The sequence below is a fragment of the Streptomyces humidus genome (genome assembly GCF_014649655.1).
GTDB lineage: Bacteria > Actinomycetota > Actinomycetes > Streptomycetales > Streptomycetaceae > Streptomyces > Streptomyces humidus.
Genome location: NZ_BMTL01000004.1, coordinates 1 through 26,560 on the forward strand (window position 1 = coordinate 1; position 26,560 = coordinate 26,560).

General features: G+C 73.3%; 24 protein-coding genes and 1 pseudogene. 13 read left to right on the forward strand and 12 right to left on the reverse strand.

Annotation, left to right across the window (positions count from 1 at the left end; translation table 11 throughout):
- Together IE239_RS05085 and IE239_RS05090 are read right to left on the reverse strand one after the other, a co-directional pair.
- A pseudogene (locus IE239_RS05085) lies at positions 1-278 on the reverse strand (hypothetical protein); the annotation flags it as partial.
- A 221-nt stretch (positions 279-499) separates the two neighbouring features.
- On the reverse strand, positions 500-1,024 hold the full coding sequence (locus IE239_RS05090; RefSeq protein ID WP_190148055.1) for an MSMEG_6728 family protein: 525 nt from the start codon (positions 1,022-1,024) through the stop codon (positions 500-502).
- 246 nt (positions 1,025-1,270) lie between these two features.
- Between IE239_RS05090 and IE239_RS05095 the strand changes: the two genes are divergently transcribed.
- Complete coding sequence (locus tag IE239_RS05095; RefSeq protein ID WP_229877808.1) at positions 1,271-2,464, forward strand: YihY/virulence factor BrkB family protein; 1,194 nt, start codon at positions 1,271-1,273, stop codon at positions 2,462-2,464.
- Between the two features lie 118 nt (positions 2,465-2,582).
- On the opposite strand, the gene IE239_RS05100 is transcribed toward IE239_RS05095, so the two are convergent.
- Entirely contained in the window at positions 2,583-3,446 is an 864-nt protein-coding gene (locus IE239_RS05100) for a polysaccharide deacetylase family protein (protein ID WP_190148056.1), read from the reverse strand.
- A gap of 496 nt (positions 3,447-3,942) precedes the next feature.
- On the opposite strand from IE239_RS05100, the gene IE239_RS05105 reads away from it, so the two are divergent.
- From IE239_RS05105 to IE239_RS05115, 3 genes are all read left to right on the forward strand, one after another.
- On the forward strand, positions 3,943-4,146 hold the full coding sequence (locus IE239_RS05105; protein WP_030224351.1) for a cold-shock protein: 204 nt from the start codon (positions 3,943-3,945) through the stop codon (positions 4,144-4,146).
- Positions 4,147-4,347: 201 nt separating this feature from the next.
- Positions 4,348-5,856: a DEAD/DEAH box helicase gene (locus tag IE239_RS05110; protein ID WP_190148057.1), complete on the forward strand. Its 1,509-nt coding sequence runs from the start codon at positions 4,348-4,350 to the stop codon at positions 5,854-5,856.
- A gap of 83 nt (positions 5,857-5,939) precedes the next feature.
- Positions 5,940-6,218 carry a CBS domain-containing protein gene (locus IE239_RS05115; RefSeq protein WP_190148058.1) on the forward strand — a complete coding sequence of 93 codons (279 nt, stop codon included), beginning with the start codon at positions 5,940-5,942 and terminating at the stop codon, positions 6,216-6,218.
- 159 nt (positions 6,219-6,377) lie between these two features.
- Here the strand turns inward: IE239_RS05115 and IE239_RS05120 are convergent, their stop codons facing one another.
- Entirely contained in the window at positions 6,378-7,097 is a 720-nt protein-coding gene (locus IE239_RS05120) for an SRPBCC family protein (RefSeq protein WP_190148059.1), read from the reverse strand.
- A 207-nt stretch (positions 7,098-7,304) separates the two neighbouring features.
- The gene (locus IE239_RS05125; protein WP_190148060.1) at positions 7,305-8,339 is read right to left on the reverse strand and encodes a medium chain dehydrogenase/reductase family protein; all 1,035 of its coding nucleotides are present in this window, start codon (positions 8,337-8,339) and stop codon (positions 7,305-7,307) included.
- Positions 8,340-8,478: 139 nt separating this feature from the next.
- Here IE239_RS05125 and IE239_RS05130 point away from each other — a divergent pair, with 139 nt between their 5' ends.
- Positions 8,479-9,180, forward strand: coding sequence for a TetR/AcrR family transcriptional regulator (locus tag IE239_RS05130; protein WP_190148061.1), 702 nt, complete (start codon positions 8,479-8,481; stop codon positions 9,178-9,180).
- Between the two features lie 185 nt (positions 9,181-9,365).
- Here the strand turns inward: IE239_RS05130 and IE239_RS05135 are convergent, their stop codons facing one another.
- The 3 genes from IE239_RS05135 to IE239_RS05145 form a co-directional block, all read right to left on the reverse strand.
- Positions 9,366-10,193 (reverse strand): ABC transporter permease, encoded by an 828-nt coding sequence (locus IE239_RS05135; protein ID WP_190148062.1) that lies wholly within the window; start codon positions 10,191-10,193, stop codon positions 9,366-9,368.
- Complete coding sequence (locus IE239_RS05140) at positions 10,190-11,152, reverse strand: ATP-binding cassette domain-containing protein (RefSeq protein ID WP_190148063.1); 963 nt, start codon at positions 11,150-11,152, stop codon at positions 10,190-10,192. The genes IE239_RS05135 and IE239_RS05140 overlap by 4 nt, the downstream gene beginning before the upstream one ends.
- Positions 11,153-11,274: 122 nt before the next feature.
- Positions 11,275-11,943: a DUF4097 family beta strand repeat-containing protein gene (locus tag IE239_RS05145; protein WP_190148064.1), complete on the reverse strand. Its 669-nt coding sequence runs from the start codon at positions 11,941-11,943 to the stop codon at positions 11,275-11,277.
- A 235-nt stretch (positions 11,944-12,178) separates the two neighbouring features.
- On the opposite strand from IE239_RS05145, the gene IE239_RS05150 reads away from it, so the two are divergent.
- Positions 12,179-12,904 (forward strand): helix-turn-helix domain-containing protein, encoded by a 726-nt coding sequence (locus tag IE239_RS05150; protein WP_190148065.1) that lies wholly within the window; start codon positions 12,179-12,181, stop codon positions 12,902-12,904.
- 158 nt (positions 12,905-13,062) lie between these two features.
- On the opposite strand, the gene IE239_RS05155 is transcribed toward IE239_RS05150, so the two are convergent.
- Positions 13,063-14,289 carry a right-handed parallel beta-helix repeat-containing protein gene (locus IE239_RS05155; RefSeq protein WP_190148066.1) on the reverse strand — a complete coding sequence of 409 codons (1,227 nt, stop codon included), beginning with the start codon at positions 14,287-14,289 and terminating at the stop codon, positions 13,063-13,065.
- A 297-nt stretch (positions 14,290-14,586) separates the two neighbouring features.
- Here IE239_RS05155 and IE239_RS05160 point away from each other — a divergent pair, with 297 nt between their 5' ends.
- Positions 14,587-15,618, forward strand: a complete 1,032-nt coding sequence (locus IE239_RS05160) for an SCO2400 family protein (protein WP_190148067.1) — start codon at positions 14,587-14,589, stop codon at positions 15,616-15,618.
- A gap of 149 nt (positions 15,619-15,767) precedes the next feature.
- Entirely contained in the window at positions 15,768-16,223 is a 456-nt protein-coding gene (locus tag IE239_RS05165; protein ID WP_190148068.1) for a tellurite resistance TerB family protein, read from the forward strand.
- Positions 16,224-16,353: 130 nt separating this feature from the next.
- Here IE239_RS05165 and IE239_RS05170 read toward each other — a convergent pair whose 3' ends face one another.
- A complete protein-coding gene (locus IE239_RS05170) occupies positions 16,354-16,734 on the reverse strand; it encodes a DUF952 domain-containing protein (protein WP_190148069.1) in 381 nt (126 codons plus the stop codon).
- 266 nt (positions 16,735-17,000) lie between these two features.
- Here IE239_RS05170 and IE239_RS05175 point away from each other — a divergent pair, with 266 nt between their 5' ends.
- Both IE239_RS05175 and IE239_RS05180 read left to right on the forward strand, forming a co-directional pair.
- Entirely contained in the window at positions 17,001-17,204 is a 204-nt protein-coding gene (locus IE239_RS05175; RefSeq protein WP_057577999.1) for a cold-shock protein, read from the forward strand.
- A 101-nt stretch (positions 17,205-17,305) separates the two neighbouring features.
- On the forward strand, positions 17,306-18,865 hold the full coding sequence (locus IE239_RS05180; protein ID WP_190148070.1) for a DEAD/DEAH box helicase: 1,560 nt from the start codon (positions 17,306-17,308) through the stop codon (positions 18,863-18,865).
- Between the two features lie 96 nt (positions 18,866-18,961).
- Here the strand turns inward: IE239_RS05180 and IE239_RS05185 are convergent, their stop codons facing one another.
- Positions 18,962-19,315: a hypothetical protein gene (locus tag IE239_RS05185; RefSeq protein WP_190148071.1), complete on the reverse strand. Its 354-nt coding sequence runs from the start codon at positions 19,313-19,315 to the stop codon at positions 18,962-18,964.
- A 249-nt stretch (positions 19,316-19,564) separates the two neighbouring features.
- The gene (locus IE239_RS05190; protein WP_190148072.1) at positions 19,565-22,633 is read right to left on the reverse strand and encodes an AAA family ATPase; all 3,069 of its coding nucleotides are present in this window, start codon (positions 22,631-22,633) and stop codon (positions 19,565-19,567) included.
- A 291-nt stretch (positions 22,634-22,924) separates the two neighbouring features.
- Here IE239_RS05190 and IE239_RS05195 point away from each other — a divergent pair, with 291 nt between their 5' ends.
- The 3 genes from IE239_RS05195 (at position 22,925) to IE239_RS05205 (ending at position 26,500) form a co-directional block, all read left to right on the forward strand.
- Positions 22,925-23,584, forward strand: a complete 660-nt coding sequence (locus tag IE239_RS05195; protein ID WP_308435381.1) for a helix-turn-helix transcriptional regulator — start codon at positions 22,925-22,927, stop codon at positions 23,582-23,584.
- Positions 23,585-23,735: 151 nt separating this feature from the next.
- Positions 23,736-24,410, forward strand: a complete 675-nt coding sequence (locus tag IE239_RS05200) for a Pvc16 family protein (RefSeq protein ID WP_190148073.1) — start codon at positions 23,736-23,738, stop codon at positions 24,408-24,410.
- Between the two features lie 89 nt (positions 24,411-24,499).
- A complete protein-coding gene (locus IE239_RS05205; protein ID WP_190148306.1) occupies positions 24,500-26,500 on the forward strand; it encodes an ATP-binding protein in 2,001 nt (666 codons plus the stop codon).
- Positions 26,501-26,560 lie beyond the last annotated feature (60 nt).

The window sequence follows — 26,560 nt, forward strand, 5'->3', positions numbered from 1 at the left end:
TAGTTGAAGTCCTCCTCCACGTGCACGATGTCGTAGGGGGCGATGCGCCGGCCGATGGCCGTGGTGCTGGTGTCACGCGGCGTCGAGGCGCTCGAGATGATCTCGGGCAGGCCCGCCACGTTGTAGCTGAGCACGTTGAAGCTGCCCGAGTCCGCGGCCGCTGTGCCCGCGGTGGTGGCCGTGCTCGTGGTGGTTGCTGCGGCCGCTGCGGGGGTGGCGGCGGCGGCGAGTCCGCCGAGGGTGGCGGTCGCCGCCAGGCAGGCGAGGAGTCTGCGCATGCGGGAATGTCTCCTGAGGAGTGAAAGCGGTTGCGAGGGGGAGCGAATCCGAAGTTACCGCTGGTTACTCCTCTTGTCGTGCTCCCGGCAAAACTTTCCGCGTGCTCTTGTCCAACCCGTGGGGGCGACGTCGGCGTTCGTTTCCGCGCCGTTCGCCCCGGGCGCTCGCGAGGGCGTTACCTGGAGAGGCACGAAGAGGCCCTGCGAGGCCCCGAGGGGGGTCACGACAACGGCACGTCGCCGCTCTCCTGGTCCGAGGCGGCCTCCCGGTCCGAGACCGGCCAGACGTAAGGCAGATCGTCCGGCACGTCGGGGAAGAGCGGCGCGTACACGGCCGGATCCTTGCGCACCAGCGCCGACCGGTGACTGCGGTGGAAGGCCTCCTCGCCGAGCCACGGCGGGAGTTCCCCGGCGGCCGCCAGCCGGGCCTGGTCACGCGGCTGCGCATCCTGGCCCGCGGTCGGCGCGAGGGGGCGGGACGCCGTGAAGTCGGCGACCAGGGTGGCCGCGCAGGTGTCCTGGTGGCCCAGGTCGCACCACACGCGGCAGATCTCCAGTCCGTACCGCACCAGCGCCTCCTCGTAGCCCGCCCACATGCGCACGGCCGGATGCCTGCGCCACCCGTAGCCCGGCCGGACTAGACCGCGGAGCACCTGCAACGCCTCGACCCGCTGTTTGCCGAGCCGGCGCCGGTCCAGAACGAGCGCCGAGGCTCTGAAGTCGGGACAGGGCAGGAAGGTCTGCATATCGCCGCTCCTTCAGAGCCCGTGGCGCCGTCGCTGAGAACTCATGGCGTCCCCCGGGGCGGATGCGTCCGCGCCGGGCGCCGGTCTCGCCGTGCCACGTGCTCACGTGCTCACGTGCTCTTACGGTCGTCGCGCACGTCGCCGGGTACCCGCGCGCACCGGCATGAAGACCCCGAGGCTTTGAAGAAAAGTCCCATATGCCAGAAGTAAAGGTATGGGTGGCACCGGGTCGGATACCCGAGCGGCATGACACGGACACTGAAGGGGCGCCGGTGGCACGGACGCCACGAGGAGCGCGAAGCCGCCGCGCACGAGGAAGAACACGTGGAAGAACACGTGGAAGAGCGCGAGGAAGGGACGGCGCGGGCTCCGGCCTCCGCAGGCCAGGAGGGCGAGGGCCCGGACGCCGGTGCGGGCGGGGGCGAGCAGGACGCGGTCTCCGCCGGGCCGGACGAGGAGGTGGAGCGGCGGGCTCCGGACAGTCCCGCCGATCTGCCCCGGCGCTCGTGGTCGGCGGTGCTGAAGGGCACTCTGAAGGAGTTCAGGAGGGACGAGCTGAGCGACCGGGCCGCGGCCCTGACCTACTACTCCATCCTGGCCCTGTTCCCCGCGCTGCTGGCGCTGGTGTCGCTGCTGGGCGTCGTCGGGCAGTCGGCCACGCAGACGGTCCTGGACAACATCCAGAAGCTGGCCCCGGGCCCGGCTCAGGACGTCCTGCGCAGCGCGGTGCGGCAGATGGAGGGCAGGGGCGGGATCGGCTCGGTCATGGCGGTCGTCGGTCTGCTGCTGGCGGTGTGGTCGGCGTCCGGCTATGTCGCCGCGTTCATCCGCAGCGCCAACGCGGTCTACGACGTCCCCGAGGGGCGTCCGGTGTGGAAGGTGCTGCCGGTGCGGGTCGGCGTGACCGTGGCGCTGATGGTGATGGCCGTGATCAGCGCGCTGATCGTGGTGTTCACGGGCGGCCTCGCCCGGCAGGCGGGCACGGCGCTGGGGGTCGGCGACGCGGGACTGACGGTCTGGTCGATCGCCAAGTGGCCGGTGCTGGTGGTGCTGGTCACCCTGATGATCGCGCTGCTGTACCGGGCAACCCCGAACGCCAGGGTCCGCGGCTTCCGCTGGATCACGCCGGGCAGCTTCCTCGCCCTGCTGATCTGGATGATCGCCTCCGCCGGGTTCGCGCTGTACGTCGCGAACTTCGCGTCATACAACAAGACGTACGGGACCCTGGCCGGCGTGATCGTCTTCCTGGTGTGGCTGTGGATCACGAACCTGGCGATCCTGCTGGGCCTCGAGTTCGACGCGGAGATGGTGCGCCAGCGCGCCGTCGTCGGCGGCCACCCGGCCGACGACGAGCCCTACGTCCAGCCGCGCGACACCCGCAAGTGGGACGAGGAGGACCGTCGCCGCCTGGGATCCGGACCCGAGGCGCCGCCCGGCTGACGGGCGTGCCGCCGGCAGGCGTGAAGGCCGTCGTGTCGGCAGGCGTGCAGGTGACACCGCGGCGGTCCGGGGACGCCGGCCTTCCCGACCGGTCGCCGTGCCGCCGCGCGGCCCGGGTTCAGAGGTAGTCCTCGAGGCGGGCGACCGTGTAGCCCTGCTCCTGGATGTGGCGCAGCAGGTTGGCCGTCATCTCCGTCATCGTGGTGCCCTTGAGCTCGGACGGGCCGCGGAAGTGGGCCAGGATGACGTCGCCCGGGTGGAGCTTCCTGTCGCCGCGCTGGTACTGCATGTTCTTGATCTGCATGGACTCGCGCCACAGGACGATGCTCTCGATGCCGCAGGACGCGGCGGCCGCCCGGGTGTCCTCGTTGTAGTTGCCGTAGGGCGGCCGGAACAGCCGGGGCACGTTGCCGTAGTGCTCCTTGAGCTTCTGCTGCTGGCCGCAGATCTCCTGCTTCTGGGCGGCCGCGCTCAGGGTGCGCATGTTCGGATGCGTCAGCGTGTGGTTCTGCACGCCCGCGCCGAGTTCCTGGAGCGGCTTGAAGTAGCCGTAGTCGGCGCGGATGGCGGCGTCCGTCAGGAACATCGTGAAGGGGATCTTCAGCTCGCGCATCATCGTCACGAACCGCGGGTCCTTCTCGGCGCCGTCGTCGAACGTGAGAAAGACGATCTTCTGCTCGGTGGGTATCTCGCTGATCACCGGCACCCCGCCGTCGGCGGCCCTGCGACCCGCGGGCTTGGTCGAGGGCGGGGCGGGCGGTGCGGCCAGCGGCTCGAGGCCCCACTTGCGGTACGCCGCCCGGACGGCCGCCTCCCCTGCCGCCGCCCCGCCCGCTCCGCCCCTCGCGGCCCGGGTGGGCGACGCTGAGCGGTCCGGGGCGGCGGAATCGGAGGCCGAGGAGGATCCGGCCGTGCAGCCCGTGACCAGTCCCGCCGCGAGAAGGAGACAGGCCGCCGCCGCCGTCTTGATCCGCCTGTCCACCGCGTGCCACCCCGAGTCGTCCGTCGTCCGTATGTCAGCTTGTCCGACTTGCTTGACGCCGAACTGGTGTCCGAGGTTCCACCCTCTGGCCTGCGGGTCCGCCCGCGGGGCCGGCGACGGGCGGGGTGATGTGTCCTTCGTCTCGACGCCGGACGCCGCACCGCTCACCGACGCCCTGGCAGCGATCGGCGATATGGGCCCGGACGGGGCATCAGGGCAGGTCACAGCCCCGCAGCGGGATCGGCCGCGGGGGACGCCGCGTCCACGGCGGAGGAATATCTACGGTCGCGACAGGAGAAATAGTCGTGGCGCGCGACGGTTATTCCCTGGGTCGGAAGTACGTCGGAATTATTTTTCAGGCGACCGGAATGACGCCGTGCTAGTGTCGAGCCCAGTTGCAGTTGTGGTTGCCTTGAGGTTTTCCGACGGGTTGATCATCACGGCGACCGGAGTACGCACACGGCGAACTCCGAGCACCGTCCCGAAGGAGACAGTTATGGCAACCGGCACCGTGAAGTGGTTCAACGCGGAAAAGGGCTTCGGCTTCATCGAGCAGGACGGCGGCGGCGCCGACGTCTTCGCCCACTACTCGAACATCGCCGCCCAGGGCTTCCGTGAGCTCCAGGAAGGCCAGAAGGTGTCGTTCGACATCGCGCAGGGCCAGAAGGGCCCGACGGCCGAGAACATCGTCCCCGCCTGACACAGGCGCTGACGCGTACTTCTGCAGCTGGGGCCCGCACCTTGGGGTGCGGGCCCCGGCTTGCTGCATTTCCGGGTGTTTTCCTCCCCGTCCGCCGGCACTCCGGCAGATCCGATTTCCGGCTCGTTCCCGCGATTTTCTGCGCTGTTCATCTCGCTGCGGAATTCCTTGGCACGCGCCCGTATCAAGGAAGGTTTCTTCATGAACCGTGCGCAGAAAACTCGCACCTATGACCGTTTCGGAAGCTCGGCCGGCAGCCGTTTCGGCGGCGGCCCCCGCCGCTCCTCCGGCCCCAGCCGCCGCCAGTCCGCGCCGCAGGGTGAATTCGCGCTGCCGAAGACCGTCACCCCGTCGCTGCCCGCCGTCGAGTCGTTCGCCGACCTCGCGCTGCCGGCCCCGCTGCTGGCCGCGCTCGGCCAGCAGGGCGTGAGTGTGCCGTTCCCGATCCAGGCGGCGACCCTGCCGAACTCGCTGGCCGGCCGCGACGTGCTCGGCCGCGGCCGCACCGGCTCGGGCAAGACCCTCGCCTTCGGCCTCGCGGCGCTGGCGCGCACGGAGGGCCGGCGCGCCGAGCCCCGGCGGCCGCTCGCGCTCGTCCTCGTGCCCACCCGCGAGCTCGCCCAGCAGGTCACCGACGCGCTGACCCCGTACGCGCGCTCCGTGCGGCTGCGGCTGGCGACCGTGGTCGGCGGGATGCCGATCGGCAGGCAGGCCAGCGCTCTGCGCAACGGGTCCGAGATCGTCGTCGCGACGCCCGGGCGGCTCAAGGACCTCATCGACCGCGGCGACTGCGTGCTGGACGACGTCGCCGTCACCGTCCTGGACGAGGCCGACCAGATGGCCGACATGGGCTTCATGCCCCAGGTCACCGCGCTGCTCGACCAGGTACGCCCCGACGGACAGCGGATGCTGTTCTCCGCCACCCTGGACCGCAACGTCGACCTGCTCGTCCGGCGCTATCTCAGCGACCCGGTGGTGCACTCGGTCGACCCGTCGGCGGGCGCGGTCACCACGATGGAGCACCACGTGCTCCATGTGCACGACGCGGACAAGCACCGCACCACCACCGAGATCGCGGCACGCGAAGGCCGGGTGATCATGTTCCTGGACACCAAGCACGCGGTGGACCGGCTGACCACGCACCTGCTGAACAGCGGCGTGCGCGCGGCGGCCCTGCACGGCGGCAAGTCCCAGCCGCAGCGCACCCGCACCCTCGCCCAGTTCAAGACCGGCCATGTGACGGTGCTGGTGGCGACCAACGTCGCCGCACGCGGCATCCACGTCGACAACCTCGACCTCGTCGTCAACGTCGACCCGCCGACCGACCACAAGGACTACCTGCACCGCGGCGGACGCACCGCCCGGGCCGGCGAGTCCGGCAGCGTCGTCACCCTGGTCACCCCCGCCCAGCGGCGCGGCATGACCCGGCTGATGGCCACGGCCGGCATCTCCCCCCACGTCACCCCGGTGCGTTCGGGCGAGGCCGAGCTGAACCGCATCACCGGTGCCCAGGCGCCGTCCGGCGTCCCCGTCGTCATCGCCGCGCCGGTGGCCGCGAAGCGTCCCCGGCGCGCCGGGTCCCCCTCGTCCGGGTCGTCGGCCTCGTCGTCGTCCCCGGGCTACCGGGGCCGGCGCGGCACGGGCCGGCCCGACCGGGAGCCGGCGCAGCGCGGGAGCCGGCGGCGTCCCGTCGCAGGCCCGGCGGCCTGACACCTCGTCACCCCCGTCCCCACCGCCGCGTACCCACGCGGCGGTGGGGACGGTCGTTTCGTCCACTTCGGCAGGAGGCATCTTTGACACCGGTTCGCACGCGACAGCACCGGGCGGATTCCGCTCCCACGACCAGGGTCCAGGGCGTGGAGCCGTCCGGGCCCCGGGTCCTCGACGACATGACCGTCGAGGTGGCCCTGTCCCTGATGGCCGGCGCGGGAGTCGAGCACCTCGTCCTGTGCGACGGGGACGACCAGTGCACGGGCGCCGTCAGCCGCGCCCGGCTCACCGTCTTCCGGGACACCCCCGCGTACACGGACCGGGTCCGGCTGCGCGACGTTCCCGGGTCGCAGCACGTCTGAGACGCGCCGCACGTCCGAGACGCGCCGCGCCGGCGTCGGCCGGCAGTCCTGAGACCGGCAGACCTGAGACCGGGGCCGCCGGAGGGCGTCCGGCCGAACCGGCCGGACGCCCGGATGTTCCCGAGCCGACGGGGGCCGCGGTGGCGGCCCCCGCTCGCCTCACGCGCGTTCGGCCGTGGTCTTCAGGTCGTGGAGCCAGGCTTCGAGTCCCGCGCCGAGGGCCGCCGTCGCCGTCGGGACGTCGGCCTCGACCTGGGCGCCCGTCCATGTCTCCTCGGTGTGGACGCGTACGCCGTGGTCGGTCTCGGTGAACGTCCACAGGTGGACGCCCTCGTCGATACGCAGGCCCTCGCCGATCGCGGGCCCGCTCCACAGGACGCACGCGCCGCGCTGGAGCTGCCGGACGGTGGAGGTGATCTCCAGCGTGGTGGCCGGGGTGTTGGGCGTGGCGGGCGCCGGGGTGGTCCAGCGGAAGCGGGAGCCCTTGCGGAGAGGGCCCGCGTCGAGGCGCTGAGCCCCGGTGACCGGCGGCTGCCAGACCGGCCAGCGCTCGACGTCGGTCTGCAGTTTCCAGACCCTCTCGAGAGACGCGTGGATCACGACGTCGGACCGGTACCGGATACGGGCGGAGGGATCCACTCCCTGACCACGGCACGTGCCGCCGTCGTGTCGGGCGGAAGCGGAGGCGGGAGCGGGTACGGCGGCGGGAGCGAGAGCGGCAAGGGGCCGGGGAGCGGCCTGCGCAGCGGGTCCGACGGCCGTCAGGACACCGGCTGCGGCGGCGAGCGCGGTCAGCAGCGCGGCGGTGCGGCGGGGGCGTGCGGAGCCCTTGACGCGCGTGGTGCCGGTGGGTCGGGTGGTGTGCTGGGTGCTGGACATGGCGCCCTCTTTCTCGTCGAGGTGATCGGTGCCGCGTGCCGGACGGCGGACGGCGGGGCGGCGGACGGCCCTACGGCGCATGGCCGGGCGGGCATCCGCGGTGGGACGACCCCGCTGCCGCGGGCAGCCGGGGCGTGCGGGATTGACGGAGTACTGGAGTACGGGAGTACGGGAGTACGGGGATGCCGGGCAGGCGGGGCGGGCGGGCTACGGGTTGAGGAGGACCTTGCCCGCGACCGTGCCGGACTCGGCCAGGCGCAGGGCCTCGGCGACGTCGGCGAGCGGATAGCGGGCGGCGATCCTGGGGGTGACGTCGCCCCGCTTCAGGGCCGCGAAGAGCTCGGTGAGGTCGGCGCGCAGCCGGGCCCGGAAGCGGTTCCTGGACAGGGCGCGGCCCGCCCAGACGTTGAAGAAGAAGGCGCGGCGGCCGTTGGGCAGTACGTTCCACAGCCACAGCCGGCCGACCAGCTTGAGCACGGGCCACTGCTGGGAACCCTCGTCGTCCCGCGTGGAGGCGGTGCCGTACGAGACGAGCGTGCCGCCGGGTGCGAGCAGCTTCCAGGAGTCGACGATGCCGCGGCCGCCGACGTGGTCGAAGACGGCGTCCACGCCACCGGGGGCGAGCTCGCGGACGCGCGCGGCGACGTCCCCGGTGCGGTAGTCGACGGGTGTGACCCCCTGCTCGCGCAGGGCGTCGTGGTGGCGGGCCGAGGCCGTGCCGATCACCCGCGCCCCGGCCGCCAGGGCGAGCTGGACGAGGATCGACCCGACGCCGCTGTTGGCGCCGTGCACCAGGACGGTCCGGCCCGCGCGGACCCGCGCCTTGCGGTGCAGCATCTGCCAGGCGGTGATGCCGTTGACGACCACCGTCTCCGCCTCGGCCGGGTCGATCCCGTCGGGCACGGGCACGACGTCGGCCGCGTCGACGAGCACGTGGCTGGCCCAGGCGCCGACCTTGACCAGGGCCGCCACCCGGACGCCGGCCAGGTCCGGGGGGACGCCGTCGCCGGTCGCCCGCACCGTGCCGACCAGGTCGTAGCCCGGCACGAAGGGGAACGGCGGCTGGTCGTAGTACCGGCCGCGGCGCATCTGCTGCTCCGCGAAGGAGACCCCGGTCGCCTCCATCCGGATCAGGACCTGGCCGGGACCCGGGGTGGGGACGGACCCGTGCCGGATCCGCAGCCCCTCGGGCTCGACCTTGCCCGGCAGGACGACCTCGACGAGTTCTTCGGCGGTGTTCATGACGACCTCCAGCGATCCGTGTCCGCAGTTCGTTAGCTCTGCTTGCGTTCGTTAGAAGTTGTAACGCACAGCTCAAGTCACTGTCAATAACCATCGTGATAACCTCTAACTGTTCTTGAGCGGAAGGCGGCGACAGACCATGGCGGAGACGGGCACGACCACCCCGCGCGAGCGTTACCGGGCCCAGGTCCGCGCGGAGATCAAGCAGCGCGCGTGGGAGCAGATCGCCACGGCGGGGGCGTCCGGACTCTCCCTCAACGCGATCGCCAAGCAGATGGGGCTGAGCGGGCCCGCGCTGTACCGGTACTTCGCGGGACGGGACGAGCTGATCACCGAGCTCATCAGGGACGCGTACCGGAGCCTCGCCGACGCCTTCCGCGCGGCCTCGGCCGCGGGCGCCGGCCTCGCCGGTCTGGCGCGCACACTGCGCGCCTGGGCGCTGGACGACCCCCAGCGGTACTTCCTCGTCTACGGCACGCCGGTCCCGGGCTATCACGCGCCCGACGACGTCACCGCGCTCGCGTCGGAGATCATGGCGAGCCTGCTCGACGCGAGCGCCGAAGCGCCGTCCGACGGCCCGGCGGCCCCCTTCGCCGCACAGCTCGAGGGCCTCGGGCGGCAGTGGGCGGACGGCCACCCGGCCCCGCCCGCCGCCCTGCGCCGGGCCCTGGCGTTCTGGACCCGGCTGCACGGCGTCCTGTCCCTGGAGCTCGCGGGCCACTTCACCGGCATGGGCTTCGACCCCGCCCACCTCTTCACCGCGGAACTCACCACCCTCACCGACCCGTCCGACCCGTCCGACGCCATCGACCCGCCCGGCGGCCCCGACCGGTCCGGCTGACCGGAGCGCGCCGACGTCCGGCGGCCGGCACGGATGTCCACGACAGGACCGGCGGAACGGCCCGCAACGCGGACGGGCCGGCCCGGAACGCGCCCGGAACGCGCCCGGAACGCGCCCGAGGGCGGCGTACGCCGACGCGGTGTCGGGGTACGCCGCCCTCGGGCGGAGCGTTCGCGGGCCCTGCGTCACTCCGGGTCGCGGGAGAACTGCGCCGTCGACCAGCGGTAGCCGAGCGCGGTCAGGCCGACGCACCACGCGACCGCCAGCCACCCGTTGTGGCCGATCCCGGTGCCGAGCAGCAGCCCCCGCAGGGTCTCGATGGCGGGCGTGAAGGGCTGGTACTCGGCGATCGGCTGGAACCAGCCCGGCATGGTGTCGGCCGGGATGAAGGCGCTGGAGATGAGCGGCAGCAGGACCAGCGGCTGGGCGCTGTTGGCGGCCGCCTCGGCGTTCGGGCTGGCCAGGCCCATGCCGACCGCGATCCAGGTGAGCGCCAGCGCGAACATCACGAGCAGCCCGAACGCGGCCAGCCACTCCACGGCCGTGGCGTCGGTGGAGCGGAAGCCGATGGCCACGGCGACGGCCCCGACCACCACCACGCCGGCGACGCACTGCAGCACGCTGCCGACCACATGCCCGACGAGCACCGACCCGCGGTGGATCGCCATCGTGCGGAAGCGGGCGATGACGCCCTCGTTCATGTCGGTGGCGACGGACACCGCGGCCCCGATCACGGTGCCGCCGACGGTCAGCATCAGAACGCCCGGGACGATGTAGGCGACGTAGTCGGAGCGGCCGGCGCCGCCGATGCCCGCGCTCATCACGCCGCCGAAGACGTAGACGAAGAGCAGCAGCAGCACGACCGGCGTGAGCAGCAGGTTCAGGGTGAGGGACGGGTAGCGCCGCGCGTGCAGCAGGTTGCGCCGCAGCATCGTCCGCGAGTCGCGTACGACGAGGGAGAGCCGGGTCGGGGAGGGCCGGGTCGGGCGGGCGGGGGCCAGGGGGACGCTCATCGGACGGACTCCTTGGACTGGTGGGGAAGGCCGGCGCCGCCGGTCAGGGCGAAGAACACGTCGTCGAGGTCGGGGGTGTGCACGGTCAGCTCGTCCGCCTCGACGCCGACGCGGTCGAGGCGGTCCAGGACGGAGCGCAGCTCGCGCTGGCTGCCGTCGCTGGGGATCCGCAGCGCCAGCGCCTCGTCGTCCCCGGTGACCTCGCCCAGGGCGGAGGCGGCGCTCCGGTACGCGGCCGGGTCGGAGAAGCGGAGCCGCACGTGCCCGCCGGGGATCAGCCGCTTGAGCTCCTCGGCGGTGCCCTCGGCGGCGATCCTGCCGCCGTCGAGGACGGCGATGCGGTGGGCGAGCTGGTCGGCCTCCTCCAGGTACTGGGTGGTGAGGAAGACGGTCACGCCGCCCGTGACCAGCTCGCGGATGATCTGCCACATGGTGTGCCGGGAGCGCGGGTCCAGGCCGGTGGTGGGCTCGTCGAGGAAGATGATCCGCGGGTCGCCGACCAGGGTCATGGCAATGTCGAGACGGCGCTTCATGCCGCCGGAGTAGGTGGAGGCGGGCTTCTTCGCGGCCTCCACCAGGTCGAAGCGCTCCAGCAGCCCGGCGGCGACCCGCCGCCCCTCTTTCCTCGGCAGGTGGTGCAGGTCCGCCATGAGGAGCATGTTCTCCTCGCCGGTGATCAGCCCGTCGACGGCGGAGAACTGCCCGGTGACGCCGATCGCGGCACGGACCGCCTGCGGATCGGCGGCGAGGTCGTGACCTCCGACGCGGATCTCGCCGGAGGCGGGGTCGGGGGAGACGAGCGTGGAGAGGATCTTGACGGCGGTGGTCTTGCCGGCCCCGTTCGGGCCGAGCAGGGCGAAGATCGTCCCTTCGGCGACGGCCAGGTCGACGCCGTCCAGCACGGCCTTGTCGCCGTAGGACTTGCGCAGCCCGTTCGCCGCGATGGCCAGGTCTGTCACGAGGGTTCTCCTTCAGGAATTACGGGTCGGGTCTGCAGGTCGGGTCTGCGGGTCAGGTCTGCGCGTCGGCGCTTCGGGTCGGGGATCACAGGCGCGAGGAGCGGGGGGCTCGGAGCGGTGGTTCAGAGGCTGCGGGCGGTGATGTCGCCGTAGGCGGTGGTCGCGTGGATGTGCAGGGCGGCGGCGCCGTCGGCGTTGCGCAGCGCGTTGTGGACGCGGCCGAGGCCGGTGCCGGCGTCCAGGGCCGCGGAGACGCCGCGGGCGGCGCCGACCGAGATACCGCCCGCCTCGGTCCGCAGCGTGACCGTGCCGCGCACGGCCTCGGCGACGCTGATGTCGCCCTTCTGGGTGCTGATCTCCGCGGGGCCGCCGAGCCGGCCGACGGTGACGTCGCCCGCCATGAGGACGAGGCGGGCGCTCGCGGTCTCGTCGAGCTTGACCGTGCCCTGCGCGCCCTCGAAGGCGACGTCGCCGAGCCGTCCGACGCCGCGGAGTTCGCCGCTCGCGGTCCTGGCCTCGACGTTCGAGCCGGCGGGCAGCTGGACGGTCACCTCGACGGCCCCGGAGCCGCCGAGGATCCGGCTCTTCGCCGGGGCGGCCTCGATGCGCAGGACGCCGTCGGCGTAGGCCACGGCGATGCGCTCGGCCGCCTTGACGTCACTGCCGTTCGAGGCGTTCGCGGGCAGGACCTCGACCGTGCTGTCGGACCGGTCGGCGGCGATGAACCGGATGCGTCCGGCGGGGACGTCGAGGACGGCGGACACCGGGGCGGGGGTGGCGAACTTCTGCATCGTTCTCTCCTCTGGCGACGACTGTTTCCGACAGAGGAAAAGCTACGTTGCGTTCACCGATCTCTCAATACATTTGTTGCGCTGGAGTTATATATGTGCAGCTCACATACTGCATTTCGTTGCAACCGTTCGGAATTCAACGCAACGGAGTGTCCGCGTTCGTTGCAATGGAATGGAAGTGAACGCTATGCTGACGGCGTCACGGAGCGGGACACGGAGCACGAAGGAGACCCCGATGCCGGGAGGCAGGCTCACCCAGCAGGAACGCCGGCAGATCGCGCTGGGACTGGCCGACGGCCTCGCCTACGCGGAGATCGCCAGGCGTCTCGACCGGCCGACCTCGACGATCACGCGCGAGGTGATGCGCAACGGCGGCCCCGCCTCCTACCGCGCCGACCTGGCCCACCGCGCGACCGAACGCCGCGCCCACCGGCGCAGGCCGGCCGCGCCCCAGGGTCCGGAAGCGCCCCCGCAGGCCCACGGGCGCGACCCGGAGGCCATGCGCGAGTACGAGGAGCTGTTCACCACCGTCCTCATCGGGTCGGGCACGCCCTCGATGATGGCGCGGGTGCTGTCCTGTCTCACCCTCACCGACGCGGGCAGCCTCACCGCCTCCGAGCTCGTCCAGCGTCTCCAGGTCAGCCCGGCGTCCGTGTCCAAGGCGATCGCGTTCCTGGAGACCCAGGGCCTGGTGCGCCGGGAACGCGACGAACGCCGCCGCGAGCGCTATGTCGTCGACGACGACATCTGGTACCGGTCCATGACGGCCACCTCCGAGTCCCTGCTCCAGATCGTCATGATCGCCCGGCAGGGCGTCGGCGTCCTCGGCCCGGGCACACCGGCCGCCGCGCGCCTGGAGAACATCGCCCGCTTCCTCGACTTCATCCGCGAGAGCACCCTCCGCGCCGCCGAACAGGCCCGCGAGATCCTCCACACCAAGGACACGGTGCCCCCGGCATGAGCACGGCACGGCGAAGGCCCGGGTCCCCGTGCCCCGGGCCTTCGTCGTGCTCGTCGTGCTCGTCGTGCTCGTCGTGCTCGTCGTGCTCGTCGTGCTCGTCGTGCTCGTCGTGCTCGTCGTGCTCGTCAGCTCACCGGCTCACTGGCCGCCGGAACCGGTCACAAGGTCACCTGCCTGCCCCCCAGCGTCACGACGAGACGGCCGTCCGAGGCGAAGGACCAGCGGAGGGCGCCCGCGTACGAGGCGCACCGCGAACCGTTCGTGCCCTTCCAGAACTGGTTGGTGGAGTCGGCGTTGCCGATGGTCTTGTCGTTCGAGCCGCTCACCGAGAAGCGGCAGGAGGTGTTGGAGCGGAAGACCGACGTCCCGGCGTCCCACGAGTAGTTGCGCTGGGCGTTGTCGATGCTCAGGTTGTTCGACACCGCCATGGAGCCCGGGTTGCTGTTGTAGGTGAACCCGTGCTTGCCGTTGTGGAAGGCGATGCTGCGCCGGACGACGTGGTTGACGGCGATGTCGTCGCCGCCCAGCTTGTAGCCGTTGCGGTCGCCGTTGGAGTTCACGGTCCCGTCGGACAGCGTGCCGTTGTCGTAGGACAGGGAGTCCTCGATGGTCACCGGGCCGATCGGGCCGGTGTCCTTCTTGGTGTAGAGGTCCCAGCCGTCGTCGATGTTGTTGTGCGAGACGGCGTAGCGGAAGACGTTGCCGGCGCCGGTGGTGAGCTTGGCGGCGAAGCCGTCGGCGTCCTCGCCGTCGGAGTCGGCGTTGTCGTGCGACTCGGCGCTCAGGATCAGGTTGCCGGCCGGCCACTGGCTGCTCGGCGTGGTGGAGGCGATCCGGCCGAGCTGCAGCCCCGTGTCGCGGTTGTACGCCGTCACCGTGCGCTCGATGACGCTGTTGCTGCCGCCGACGTAGATCCCGTTGTCCCCGGCGTGCTGGACGCTGATGCCGTACACGTGCCAGTACGACCCGAAGAGCTGCAGCCCGCGGTTGGACGGGCTCTCGCTCTGCGCGGAGAAGTCGAGGACCGGCGTCTCGCCGGGGTACGCGGACAGGGTGGTGCGGGCGGCGGAGGTGCCGTTGCTGGTCTGCGGGACCGTGACGGTGGACGCGTAGCGGTACGTCCCGCCGCGCAGGTAGATCGTCCCGCCCGCGGCCACCCGGCCGATCGCCGAGGTGAGCGTGGTCGGCGCGGACTGGGTGCCGGCCGCGCCGTCGGTCCCGGTCGGCGAGACGTAGATCGCCCCGGCGGCGGCCGACGGAGCTGTGCCGGTCAGGGAGGTCTCCGCCGCGTAGCGGACGGGGGCGGCCTGGGCCATGGTGCCGGACAGAGCGACGAGCGTGCCGGTCACCAGGCTGACGCCGGCCATGAGGGATTTCAGCTGCATGTTCATCTCCAGGAACGGGTCGCGTACGGGTCGGCCGAACTGGAAAGCGCTTTCTCCCGGAAGTTAGGGGCCTGATATGACCCCGTCAAGAGTCGCGTACTTGTTTTCTGTTCACATAGATGGACGCGCACCGAGGCGTCCCCAGGGCCCTCAAGGGATCCGTACAGGAGCCTCACACGGACTGCACGCAGTCTCGCGAATGACTGGTTAGCGTGACGGCCGTTCGATCCCGCGTGCGAACGTGACCAGGTCGCGGCCCCCGGCGGGGTGTCGGCACGTCAACTCAGGAAGACCGCAATGGACTACTGCTCCTCGTGTCGTCGGCATCTCAACGGCGCCCTGGTGTGTCCCGGCTGCGGGGCCTACGCCCCGGACATCGCTCCGGTCACGGCCTACGGCCGCGCCGCCCCGGCCCGCATCGCGCAACCGGCCTACACGACCACGTACACGGACCCCACGCCGTGGCCGGAGCCCGCACGCGACCCGGCACCCGCCGCCTCGTCCGCCTCGTCCGCCTCCTCCGTCACGTCGTCGCCTGCCGCCTCGTCCGGACCGTCGTCGCGCGCCGCCCTGCCCGTCGCGTCGCCCTACGCCGCGTCCGGCCCGTCGTCCGTCGCGTCCTTCGGGCCGGGGAGCCCGCCCTCCGTGGAGCCGGCGCCGGCCGCGCCGCGGGGGCGGGCCGCACGACGGCGGCAGCTGGCCCGCTGGAAGAAGCACCAGCGCCGGGCCGTCGTCGCGACCGCCGTCGCCCTCGTCGGCGGCGGGCTGACCGTCGCCGCGCTGGACCGGCAGGGCGGCGACCGGACGCAGGCGGCCGCCGCGCCGGAGATCCCCACCTCGTCGGGCGGGGAGGAACCCGCGTCCGACCACACCCGCCCCACGACGACCCGGTCCGACGCCCACCGGCCCGCCCACTCCGCCGTCGCGTCGCAGTCGCCGTCGACCGAACTCGGCGAGCGCTCCACGCCGTCGGACACCCGTCCGGACACCGCCGCCGGCCCGCCCCGGACCCGCACGACGCGGCAGTCCGCCTCGAGGCAGGGGGCGGGCTCCTCGTCCTACGGCGCCGCCACCGCTCCCGGCGGCTCGACCGGACAGCAGTCCTCCGCGTCGAACACGTCGTCGGGGTCGTCCGGGTCGTCCGCGAACGCCGGGACGGGCGCGTCGACCTCGACCTCTACCTCGCCGTCGTCGGACTCGGCCTCCCCGTCGACCTCCGGCTCCGGTTCGAGCACCGGCTCGGGTACGTCGTCGTCCCAGACGAGCCCCGCGCCGGCCACCACCTCTCCGTCCGGGGTCTGTCTGCTGGGCCTGCTCTGCCTGGGCTGAACCGGCCGTCGCCGAGCCCGCGGGCGGGCTCGGCCAGGTCCGTGAGTCGCACCGGAACTTATCCGGTCGGCCGGTAGTTTCTACGTTGCTGTAGATGTATCCGCACCCGTGGTGCGGATACCGAACCGAACCGACCGTCTGGAGTTCTCATGGCCCTGTGGGACCGCTTCAAGGAGTCCGCGTCCACGATGCAGACCCAGCTCATGGCGAAGAAGAACGACCTGAAGAGCGGCGCCTTCCGCGACGCGAGCATGGCGATGTGCGCCCTCGTCGCGGCGGCGGACGGCACCGTCGACCCCGCCGAGCGCCGTCGGGTGGCCCAGCTGATCGCCACCAACGAGGTGCTGCAGAACTTCGACGCCACGGACCTCCAGCGGCGCTTCGACGACAACCTGGACAAGCTGACCGCCGACTTCGACTTCGGCAAGGTGAGCGTGCTGCAGGAGATCGCCAAGGCGAAGAAGAAGCCCGCCGAGGCCCGCGCCGTCGTGCAGATCGGCATCGTGATCGGCGGCGCCGACGGCGACTTCGACAAGACCGAGCAGGCCGTGGTGCGCGAGGCGTGCTTCACCCTCGATCTGCCGCCGCACGAGTTCGACCTCTGATCTTTCCCGGCCGGCCGGCGGGGCTCGTCCGGATGGGCCGACGGGCCCGCGGTGCGGGAGGGCCCCACGCGCGCTCCCGCACCCCCGGCCGCCTCAGGGCCGGGCGGCCGGGCGGAGTCGGCCGGACCGGTCAGCCCGCGTCCGTCAGTCCGGTCGCGTCCGTCAGTCCGGTCGCGCGGCCGTGCTCGTCCCAGCGGACCTCCAGGACGCGGACGACGGCCTCGCGGTCGAGCGGACCGAAGACGTGCGGGAACAGGGTGTCCCCCGCGACACCGGGCGGCGGCGCCGGGTCCGCCGCCTCCCACGCGCACCGCGCGGTGAGCCGCGCCTCGTCCAGGACGAGCGCCAGCAGCGGCCGGGGCGCGGTGCGGTAGAAGGCGTCGGCGATCGTGAGCGTGGTCTCCTCGTCGGGCGAGCAGTGCACGAACCCGTCCTGCGCGAGGGAGACCGGCGCGTAGGGCCGGCTGGGGTCGGCGCTCCACTCGTCGAGGGGTACGACGTGATAGATCATGTTCCGGTGCTCCCGTGGACGTCCTGCCGGCCCCCCGCGCCTGCGGTCGGACACACCGGTCGGACGCGGTGTGCTCCTCGACACAGACTCCGCGTGCCGACCTGTGCTACCGTGATAAAAGTGGCAGTTTCGGTTACCAGAGGCTTTTGAGTGCTCTTCGACCATACGTCGACGGGCACTCTTTTTGTTTTTGGGGCTTTTCCTGATCCTGCGACGCCGGGTCCGCAAGGTGTGGACTCCGGGCATTGCCCCAAAGGAGATACAGCATGGCATCTGGCACCGTGAAGTGGTTCAACTCGGAAAAGGGCTTCGGCTTCATCGAGCAGGAGGGTGGCGGCCCGGACGTTTTCGCCCACTACTCGAACATCGCCACGTCCGGCTTCCGTGAGCTTCAGGAAGGCCAGAAGGTTACCTTCGACGTGACGCAGGGCCAGAAGGGCCCGCAGGCGGAGAACATCCTCCCCGCCTGAATCGTCTGACGTCTGTTTCAAGCGGACGACACGGCCGGGGCCCGCACTCTCGAGTGCGGGCCCCGGTTCATGGTGTGTCGCCCTTTCGAGGAAGGTCACGGATGAACCGCAACAGCTCCGTCCGCTCCCGTACGGACCGGCGCCAGGGCGCCCCGTCCCGTTCGGCCAAGGCCGGGCGGAACGGACGCGGGAGCCGTCCCGCCGCGTCCGGCGGTGAGTTCGCCGTGCCCGTGACCCTCACTCCGGGGCTGCCTGCGGTCGAGGCCTTCACCGAACTCGACATGCCCGAGCAGCTGCTGACCGCCCTCGGCGCCGAGGGCGTGACCACGCCTTTCCCCATCCAGGCCGCGACGCTGCCGAACTCGCTCGCCGGCCGGGACGTCCTGGGCCGTGGCCGGACGGGCTCCGGCAAGACCCTCGCCTTCGGACTGGCCCTGCTGGCCCGTACCGCCGGGCAGCGGGCCGAGCCCCGTCAGCCGCTGGCCCTGGTCCTCGTCCCCACGCGTGAGCTGGCCCAGCAGGTCACCGACGCCCTCACTCCCTACGCCCGCTCGCTGCGGCTGCGGATCGCCACCGTGGTCGGCGGCCTGTCGATCGGCCGGCAGGCGAGCGCCCTGCGCGGCGGCGCCGAGGTCGTCGTGGCCACGCCCGGTCGGCTCAAGGACCTCATCGACCGGGACGACTGCCGGCTGGACCGGGTCGCCGTCACCGTCCTGGACGAGGCCGACCAGATGGCCGACATGGGCTTCATGCCCCAGGTCACCGCGCTGCTCGACCAGGTACGCCCCGACGGACAGCGGATGCTGTTCTCCGCCACCCTGGACCGCAACGTCGACCGGCTGGTCCGCAACTACCTGAGCGACCCCGTCGTCCACTCGGTCGACCCGTCGGCGGGCGCCGTCACCACGATGGAGCACCATGTGCTGCACGTGGAGGACGAGGACAAGCACGCCACGACGACGGAGATCGCCGCCCGCGACGGGCGCGTGATCATGTTCCTGGACACCAAGCACGCGGCGGACCGGCTGGCCAAGAAGCTGCTGGCGGTCGGGGTGCGCGCGGCCTCGCTGCACGGCGGCAAGTCGCAGTCCCAGCGCAACCGGACCCTGGCCCAGTTCAAGGACGGCCACGTCAGCGTGCTGGTGGCGACCAACGTGGCGGCCCGCGGCATCCACGTCGACAACCTCGACCTCGTCGTCAACGTCGACCCGCCCGCCGACCACAAGGACTACCTGCACCGCGGCGGACGCACCGCCCGGGCCGGCGAGTCCGGCACCGTCGTCACGCTGGTGCTGCCCAGCCAGCGCCGGGACATGACGCGTCTGATGGCCGACGCCGGCATCACCCCGCAGACCACCCGGGTCCGCTCGGGAGGCAGCGAACTGAGCCGTATCACCGGTGCTCAGGCGCCCTCCGGCGTGCCCGTCGTCCTCACGCCGCCGCCCACCGCCGAGAACCGTCCCGCGCGCAGCGGCGCGGCGCGCAAGGGCTCCGGCTCGGGCCGCGACGGCGGCGCGCGGGGCAACGGGGGCGGCGCACGGAGCAACGGGGGCAACGGCGGCGCCGAGCACAACGGCTCCGCCCCCCGTCCGCGGCGCGGGCGTCCCGCTCAGGGCCGTCGGCGCTCGGCCGCGGGCGGCAACGGCACGGCCGGCCGCTGAGCCGAGACGGCCCGCTCTTCGCCCCGCCGAAGGCGCGGAAGTGATCGCCCGGTGACGTGATGCGCGTCAGCCGGTCGGCGGCGCGGGCCGGGAGCGTCAGCCGCCGAGCGCGGCGTACGCCGCGTAGGGCAGCAGGATCGCGGGGAGGGTCAGCAGCCGGGGCCGGAGCGGCCGGCCGGTCCGCAGAGGCCCGAGGCCGTCGAAGAGGACGAGCAGCAGGGCGACGAACGCCGAGGACACCACGAGCGCCGGCAGCACGAGGCCGCTGTTCTCGATCTGGTCGTACGTGCACAGATCGAGGTCGCGGCGGTGCAGGTCGCCGTAGTCACAGTGCCCGTGGGCGAGGTACCAGCGCGCGCACAGCACGACGACGGCCGTCGGCAGTCCGATCAGCAGGTGCACCGCGAGCGGCGGCAGCAGGCGGCGCAGGGCGGTGAAGGCGGTGGGCATCCGGTCATCCCACCAGTCCGCCGCCCCACGGGCTGTGACACGGGCCACTGCGCCGGTCGCAGGCCTGTCACAGCCCGTCCCGGCCCCGCCGACCGCCCCGCCGCTCGCGGGAGTTGCTCCGCAGGCCGGCGAGCCCGAGGCCGCCCCCACGAGTACCGGCGGGCAGCCGCAGGCGCTCTGACCCGCTGCCCGCCACCGTGATCTGCCGTGGGTCGCCGTGGCCGGTCACGGCGGACCGCGGCCGGTCGTTCACTGCTCCAGCGCCTCGCGCAGTTCCCCTCGCCGGCGGATCCCCAGCTTCTTGTAGGCGCTGGTCAGATGGGTCTCGACCGTACGGCGGGCCAGGTGCAGCCCGTTCGCTATCTCCGTGTTCGTGCGGCCCTCCGCCGCGAGTTCGGCGATACGGCGCTCGCTGCCGGTGAGGGCCGCCGAGCCGGTGTGCGCCGGGGTCGTGCGGCGGGCGCCCGCGGTGCGCAGGGCGCGCTCCGCATGGGTCAGGAGACGGACGTTGCCCAGACGTTCGGCGCGTTCGGCACCCTCGCGCAGGTGCTCTCGGCCCCTGCCGCGGTCGCCGGCTTCGGTCAGCTGCAGGCCGTGGGCGAGCAGCGAGGCCACCAGCTCCGCCTCGGCCGGGGAGCCGCGCAGCACGGCCACCGCCTCCGCGCCCAGCTCCAGTCCCCGGCGGCCGCGGGTCGCCCGGCCCAGGACGCGCAACGCCCGTCCCATGGTGCGCGGGGTGCCCCACACACGGGCCAGCCGCAGTTCCTCCGCCGCCAGGGTGAGCGCCTCCTGAGGGTTGCCCAGGGCCAGCCGGCACTCCGCGGCCGCCGTCCGCCACGGCGTGACGACGGGGCTGAGGACGGCGCGCGCGGACTGACGGCGGCCGCACTCCAGGAAGTCATGAAGGGCGCCGGGGACGTCCCCCTCGGTGAACCGCAGCACGCCCCGCGCGTACAGGAAGCGGTTCAGCTCCCAGGAGTCGGGAGTGTCACGAAGGTCGAAGGCGTCCGCCAGCCGGCGGGCCTCCTGCGTCCGGCCCGTCTCCACCAGGGCCAGCAGGGTGTGCGCGTCGGCGTTGCCCGGGCCGCCGGGGCCGCGCCGGACGCGGGTCCCGGAGTGGGTCGCGAGCAGGACGCCGTACGCGCCGCGCGCCGCCGCCGTGTCCCACCTGGTGTCCAGCAGGGCCTGGGCCATCGGGTGCAGCAGGGAGGGGTGCTGTCCGGCAAGGCCTCGTTCCACCAGGCGGTCCGCCTCGTCGAGTTCGTCGGCCCACTGGGCCACCGCCGCGACCGTGCCCAGCAGGAACGGCTCGGCGAGGGAGTCGGCGGGCTCGGCCAGCAGGGAGCGCAGGCGTCGCATCGCCTCCCGGGCCGTGATGTCCCCGGCCGTGGCCGCGTACCGCACGAGCAGTGCCCGGCCGGAGGCGCCGACGAGCTCCGGGGAGCGCTCCGCGGTGTCGGTGACCCACCGGTAGGCCTCCCCGCGGACCGTCTGGTCCTGGTCGGACAGGAGCGCGGAAGCCGTCTGCAGCGTGTGGGCCAGGTCGGCGTGGCCGTCCGCCAGCCGGGTCTCCAGCCGGCGCAGCGCCGCCACCGCCGTACGGACGTCGCCGCGGCCGGCGAGGGCGGTGCCCAGAGCGATCGCCGTGCGGACCTGGTCACGGGGGGCGGCGGGCAGGTCCAGCGCCTCGGACAGCCGCGGGATGCCGGCCGGGGCGTCGGCGCCGGCGTACTCCAGCGAGCCGAGCTCCGTGAGCAGGCGTTGGCGCAGGTCGTCGGGCAGCGGCTCCTGAAGGACTCGGCGCAGATAGCGGACGGCGTCGTCGGGGCGTGCCTCGAGGGCGGCGACGGCGGCGGCGTCGCGCAGCACGCGCAGCGCCCAGGGCAGCCCGGCCGGTGCGCTGCCCAGCAACTGCCGTGCCACCGCGTCGACATGGTCGCCGCGGCGCAGCATCGCCTGGGCGGCCGCCCGGTGCGCCTCCTGGCGGCGGGCGGTGGACCAGCCGCCGAGCACGGCGTCCCGCAGGAGGGGATGCGCGTACCGGGGGCGGCCGGACGGGTCGGTGCGCAGCACTCCGAGCCGCGTCATCGCGGTGAACCAGCCGGTGACGCGGGCGGGGTCGGCGCCGCAGGCGTCGGCGACGAGGGCCGCGAGGGCGTTCCCGGGGGCCGCCGGGGCCCCGCTCCCGTCGGCGTCGGGGTGCTCGGCGGATGCGCCTCCGGCGCGCCTGTCGGCCTGCCCGGCGCGCCCGGTCTGCCCGGAGTGCCCGGGGTTCTCGGCCTGCCCGGAGTGCCCGGGGTTCTCGGCCTGCCCGGAGTGCCCGGGGTTCTCGGCCTGCCCGGAGTGCCCGGGGTTCTCGGCCTGCCCGAAACGCTCGGCGTGCCCGAAGGGAGCAGCGTGACCGGAGTGCCCGGCAGGTCCGGCCTGCTCGGCGTGGTGGGCGGTCGTGGCCTCGACGGGCCGGGCCGCGTCGTCCGCGGGTCCGTCCGCATGCTCCGTGCGGTCCGGCGGTTCCAGCGCCGCGAGCGTCCGCGCCACCTCCGCCGTCGCCTGTCCCGCGCTCTCCAGCCACCAGGAGACGGCCGCCGGATAGGACCCCGGGTACAGCGCGGCGCACGTCGTCGGGACGGCCGTCGGCGGCGGGGCGCCGGCGAGGTCGTCGAGGAGGGCGTGCAGGAGCAGGGGGATGCCCGCCCCGGCCCGCACGCTTTCCGCCGTCCACCGGTCCGAGGCGGTCGGGAACGCCGCCCGGACCAGGGCGGACGAACCCTCGTCGGTGAGCGGCGCCAGGGCGTGGGTGCGCACCAGGGACGGCGAGAGGGCATGGGCGAGCCCGGCGGCGTGCGGCGCGATGTCGTACTGACTGCGCTCGGTGGCCACCAGCAGTACCGGTAATCGGTCGATGCGGCGCGCCGCCTCCACGAACCAGCGGCGCGAGGCCTCGTCGGCGAGGTGGACGTCGTCCACGGCCATCATGAGCGGCGCCCGGTCCGCGTACGAACGCAGCAGCCGCCACAGCCGCGCCGCGCTCCCCCGGTCCTCGCCGCCGGGTGCGACGTCCGCGAACTCCGGCACCGGGCCCAGGAGATGCAGGACCGCGGAGAACGGCACCGTGGTGTCCTCGGGCGAGCAGCGGGTGCGCAGGACGCGCAGGCCGAGCCGGCTCGCGTGCGTGGCGGCGGCCTCCAGCGCGGCGGAGCGGCCGGTGCCGGTGGCCCCGCGCAGCAGGACGAGCCGGCCGGCCCCGGCGCGGGCCCGCTCGACCTCCGCGGCGAGCAGGGCGTGGGCGTCGTCGCGTTCCCGCAACGGTCCGGTCATGCCTGCCTCCTGAGGTCGAGTTCGTAGGACTTGTACGGAAAGAGGGCGTGCCCCTCGGCCCGGGTCCACGAGTTCGTTGTGGCGAGGCTCACGAAGTCGCCGAGCGCGCCCGGTCTCACAGCGCTGACCTGCGGCGACACTGCCGGGCCGTGGTGTTCGCGGGCTTGCTCTCGTGGTCGGCCTCGTGGTGCTCCACGATTGCGCGCACCACAGGGGGCGCAGAAGTCTGGACCATACCCACCCGCCACCGGTTCCCGCCGGGCCGCGGGCCCGTGAACATGGGGGAAACGGTTGCTCAGCTCACCTCGGACAACAGAGACCGGCGGCCGGCGGCGGATTCCCGTGGCCGTCCAGGCATCCGACCCGATCTCCCGCGAGGGCGCCGTCAGCCAGTTGCGCGGCCGGCCGGAGGTCGAGGTCCGCGAGGACCTCTCGTCCGCCGCCGGCACGGTGGCGCTGCTCGTCGAGGACACCCTGGACGAGGCGGCGCTGACCCGGCTGCGGCGGATCGTGCGCAGCGAGGGGGCCCGCGCGGTGCTCGTCGTGGGCACGATCCGCGAGACCGAACTGCTGGACGTCATCGAGTGCGGGGTCGGGGCCATCGTCTGGCGCCGGGAGGCCACCGCGCACCGGCTGGTGCAGGCGGTGGTGGCCGCGCAGCGCGGCGACGGCGACCTGCCCGCCGACCTGCTCGGCAGGCTCATCAGCCAGGTGGGCACACTGCACCGCGGTGCGGCGGGCCGGCCCGGCGCCCCTTCCCTGGGGCTCGCGCCCCGGGAGGTGGACGTCCTGCGGCTGGTCGCCGAGGGCCTGGACACCGGAGAGATCGCCAGCAAGCTGTCCTACTCCGAACGAACTGTCAAGAACGTCATGCACGGACTCACGACGCGGTTGCATCTGCGCAATCGGGCGCACGCGGTGGCATATGCCCTCCGGGAAGGCTACATCTGACCGAACGGGCAATCGAATGCGGACACGCGGGCAGGCCGCCCTGCCCGGCCGCCGACCCCGGCGCGCGTGCGCGACGCGGGCCGTCCGGGGCACGATCGGTGAGCGGCGGGCGCGGCAGGGCACACGGGCAAGGCAGTTGAGGAGCGCGACGGTGATCCACGAGGTGGACGAGGTCCTCAAAGGCCTGCTGGAGGGCGGCTCGCTGGCGGGATCCGGCATCGACGTGTCGTTCGAGGCCCCGACCCGCGACTGGGCCGCGCGGCGCAACGCCCCGGTGATCAACACCTACTTGTACGACATCCGCGAGGACGTCTCCCGTCGTCAGCGCGGCCAGATGGCGGTGCGCGACGAGCGGGACATCGTCGTCAAGCGCCGTCAACCGCCGCGCTGGTTCCGGCTGTCGTACCTGGTGACCGCGTGGACGCGGACGCCGCAGGACGAACACCGGCTGCTGTCGGCGGTGTTGGCGACGCTGCTGCCGCGCGAGCTGATCAGCGCCGACGAACTCCCGCGCTCTCTGCGAGCGCTGGGCCTGGCGATGCCGGTGACGGTGGCCGGCATCCAGACCGAGTCCCGGTCCCTCGCCGAGATCTGGTCCGCCCTGGGCGGCGAGCTCAAACCGTCCCTGGACCTGGTGGTCACCGCGCCGTTCCCGGCCTACCCCGAGTACGACGCCGGGCCGCCGGTCACCGAGGGCGCCGTCGTCCGCGTGCGCGGCATCGACGGCGACCCCCCGGAGTCCGGCGAACGCGCCCACCGCCCCCACCAGGTGGCCGCCGCCCGCGAGGCCCGCGAGGCCGCGTCCCGCCGCCCGGACCAGCGGTGACCGGACCAGCGGTGAACGGGGCGCACACGGAGCAGGACGACGTCGCCGCCCCCGAGTACACCGTCCTGCCCGCCGCCTCCGCGGGCACCATCCCGTCGACCGCCTCCGCGACCGCGGACACCGCCGCGCCGGACGGGACCGCCGCGCTGCTCGCCCGGCTCGCCGCGCTGCGGGACGGGGTCGGCGTGCTGGTCGACCATCGCGCCGCCGGCGACCCCACCGCCGCCGACCCGCTGCGCGGCCTGTACCTCTCGGACGAGGCGGTACGCCACTACCTCACGGGCGGGACGCCCGAACCCGCCGACGGCCTCCTCCCGGCCGGCCACGACGCCCTCACCGGCCTCGCCGTCCGGCTCCGCCTGACCGACCTGGACGCCGCGATCCTCCTCGTCGCGCTGGCACCCGACCTGGACCGGTCCTTCGAACCGCTCTACGGCTACCTCAACGACGACGTGAGCAGACGGCGCGCCACCGTGGGACTCGCCCTCGACCTGTGCGGGACGCCCGCCCACCTGGCTCCGGCCCGTGCCCGGTTCCACGCCTCGGCGCCACTGCGCGCGTACGGACTGCTGGACGTCGAGGAGCCCGAACGGCCCTTCCTGTCACGCTCGTTGCGCGTACCCGACCGGCTGCTCGGCCATCTGCTGGGCGACGACACCCCGGACCCCGCACTGCACGGCCGGCTGCACCCGCTGCCCCCGCCGCTGCCGGAGGACGAGGAGCTCGCCGGCCGGCTGGCACAACGGCTGCGCACGGGCCGTCCGTTCACCGCCTACCTGCGCGAACACCGGGAGGGCGACGGCCTCGCCGCGATCGGCTCCGCCCTGCGGACAGCAGGCGTCGACGCCCTGCGCTTCACCGGCGCCGAGGACCACGTCCCCGCGCTGCTGCGCGAGGCGCGCCTCGGCGGCCGGGCGGTGGTCCTGTCCGGCCTGCCGGACCGGCCGGGTCCGCTGATCGACGCGCTGGCGGACGCACCCGACGTCACCGTGCTGCTCACCGACCCGCGCCCCTACGACCCGCACTGGACGGCCCGCGACCCGCTCGTGCTGGAGGCCCCCCGCCGCCGGGCAGGCGGGACGGCGGCCTGGGCCGCGGCGCTCGACGCGGCGGGCGGCCCCGTCGCGCCCGGCTTCGACCTCGCCGCCACCGTCGCCCCCTACCGCCTCGGCGGCGAGCGGGTCGCGCGGGCCGCGCACGCCGCCGCCGCCCTGGCCGCGTTCGAGGGCGGCCCGCTCACCGCCGGCCATGTGCGGCGCGCCGCCCGGCAGCAGTCGGCGTCCGGGCTGGAACAGCACGCGCGCCGGATCCGGCCCGACGTCGGCTGGGAGGACCTCGTCCTGCCCGAGCGGCCACTGACCCAGCTGCACGAACTGGCCCTGCGCGCCCGGCACCGCGACCGCGTCCTCGGCGACTGGCGGCTCAGCGCGGGAGGCGGGCGCGGCCGGGGCGTGCTCGGTCTGTTCGCGGGCGAGTCCGGCACCGGCAAGACGCTGTCCGCCGAGGTCGTCGCCGCCGAACTCGGGCTCGACCTGTACGTCGTCCAGTTGTCCTCGGTCGTCGACAAGTACGTCGGCGAGACCGAGAAGAACCTGGAGCGCATCTTCACCGAGGCCGACCGTACCGACGCCGTGCTGCTCTTCGACGAGGCCGACGCCGTCTTCGGCAAGCGCTCGGAGGTCAAGGACGCGCACGACAAGTACGCCAACATGGAGAGCGCCTACCTGCTCCAGCGACTGGAGTCCTTCGACGGCATCGCGCTGCTCACCACCAACCTGCGCGCCAACATCGACGAGGCGTTCACCCGCCGCCTCGACCTCGTGGTCGACTTCCCGTTCCCCGACGCAGGCCAGCGGCTCGCGCTGTGGCGGCACGGGCTCGCCCATGTGCCGTGCGTGGCCGGCGTCGACCCCGAGCCGCTGGCCAGGGACTTCGAGCTGGCCGGGGGCTCGATCCGCAGCGCGGTCGTCACCGCCGCCTATCTCGCCGCCGGACGCGACGAGCCGGTCGGCGACGGCGACCTGCTGGAGGGGGCCCGCCGCGAGTACCGCAAGGCGGGCCGCCTGGTGCCGGGTGAGGCCAACTGGTAGACGCCGCAAGGCGTTTTTGGGCCGATGCCGGTTCGTGCCGGTGCGGTCTGCGGCGCCGTC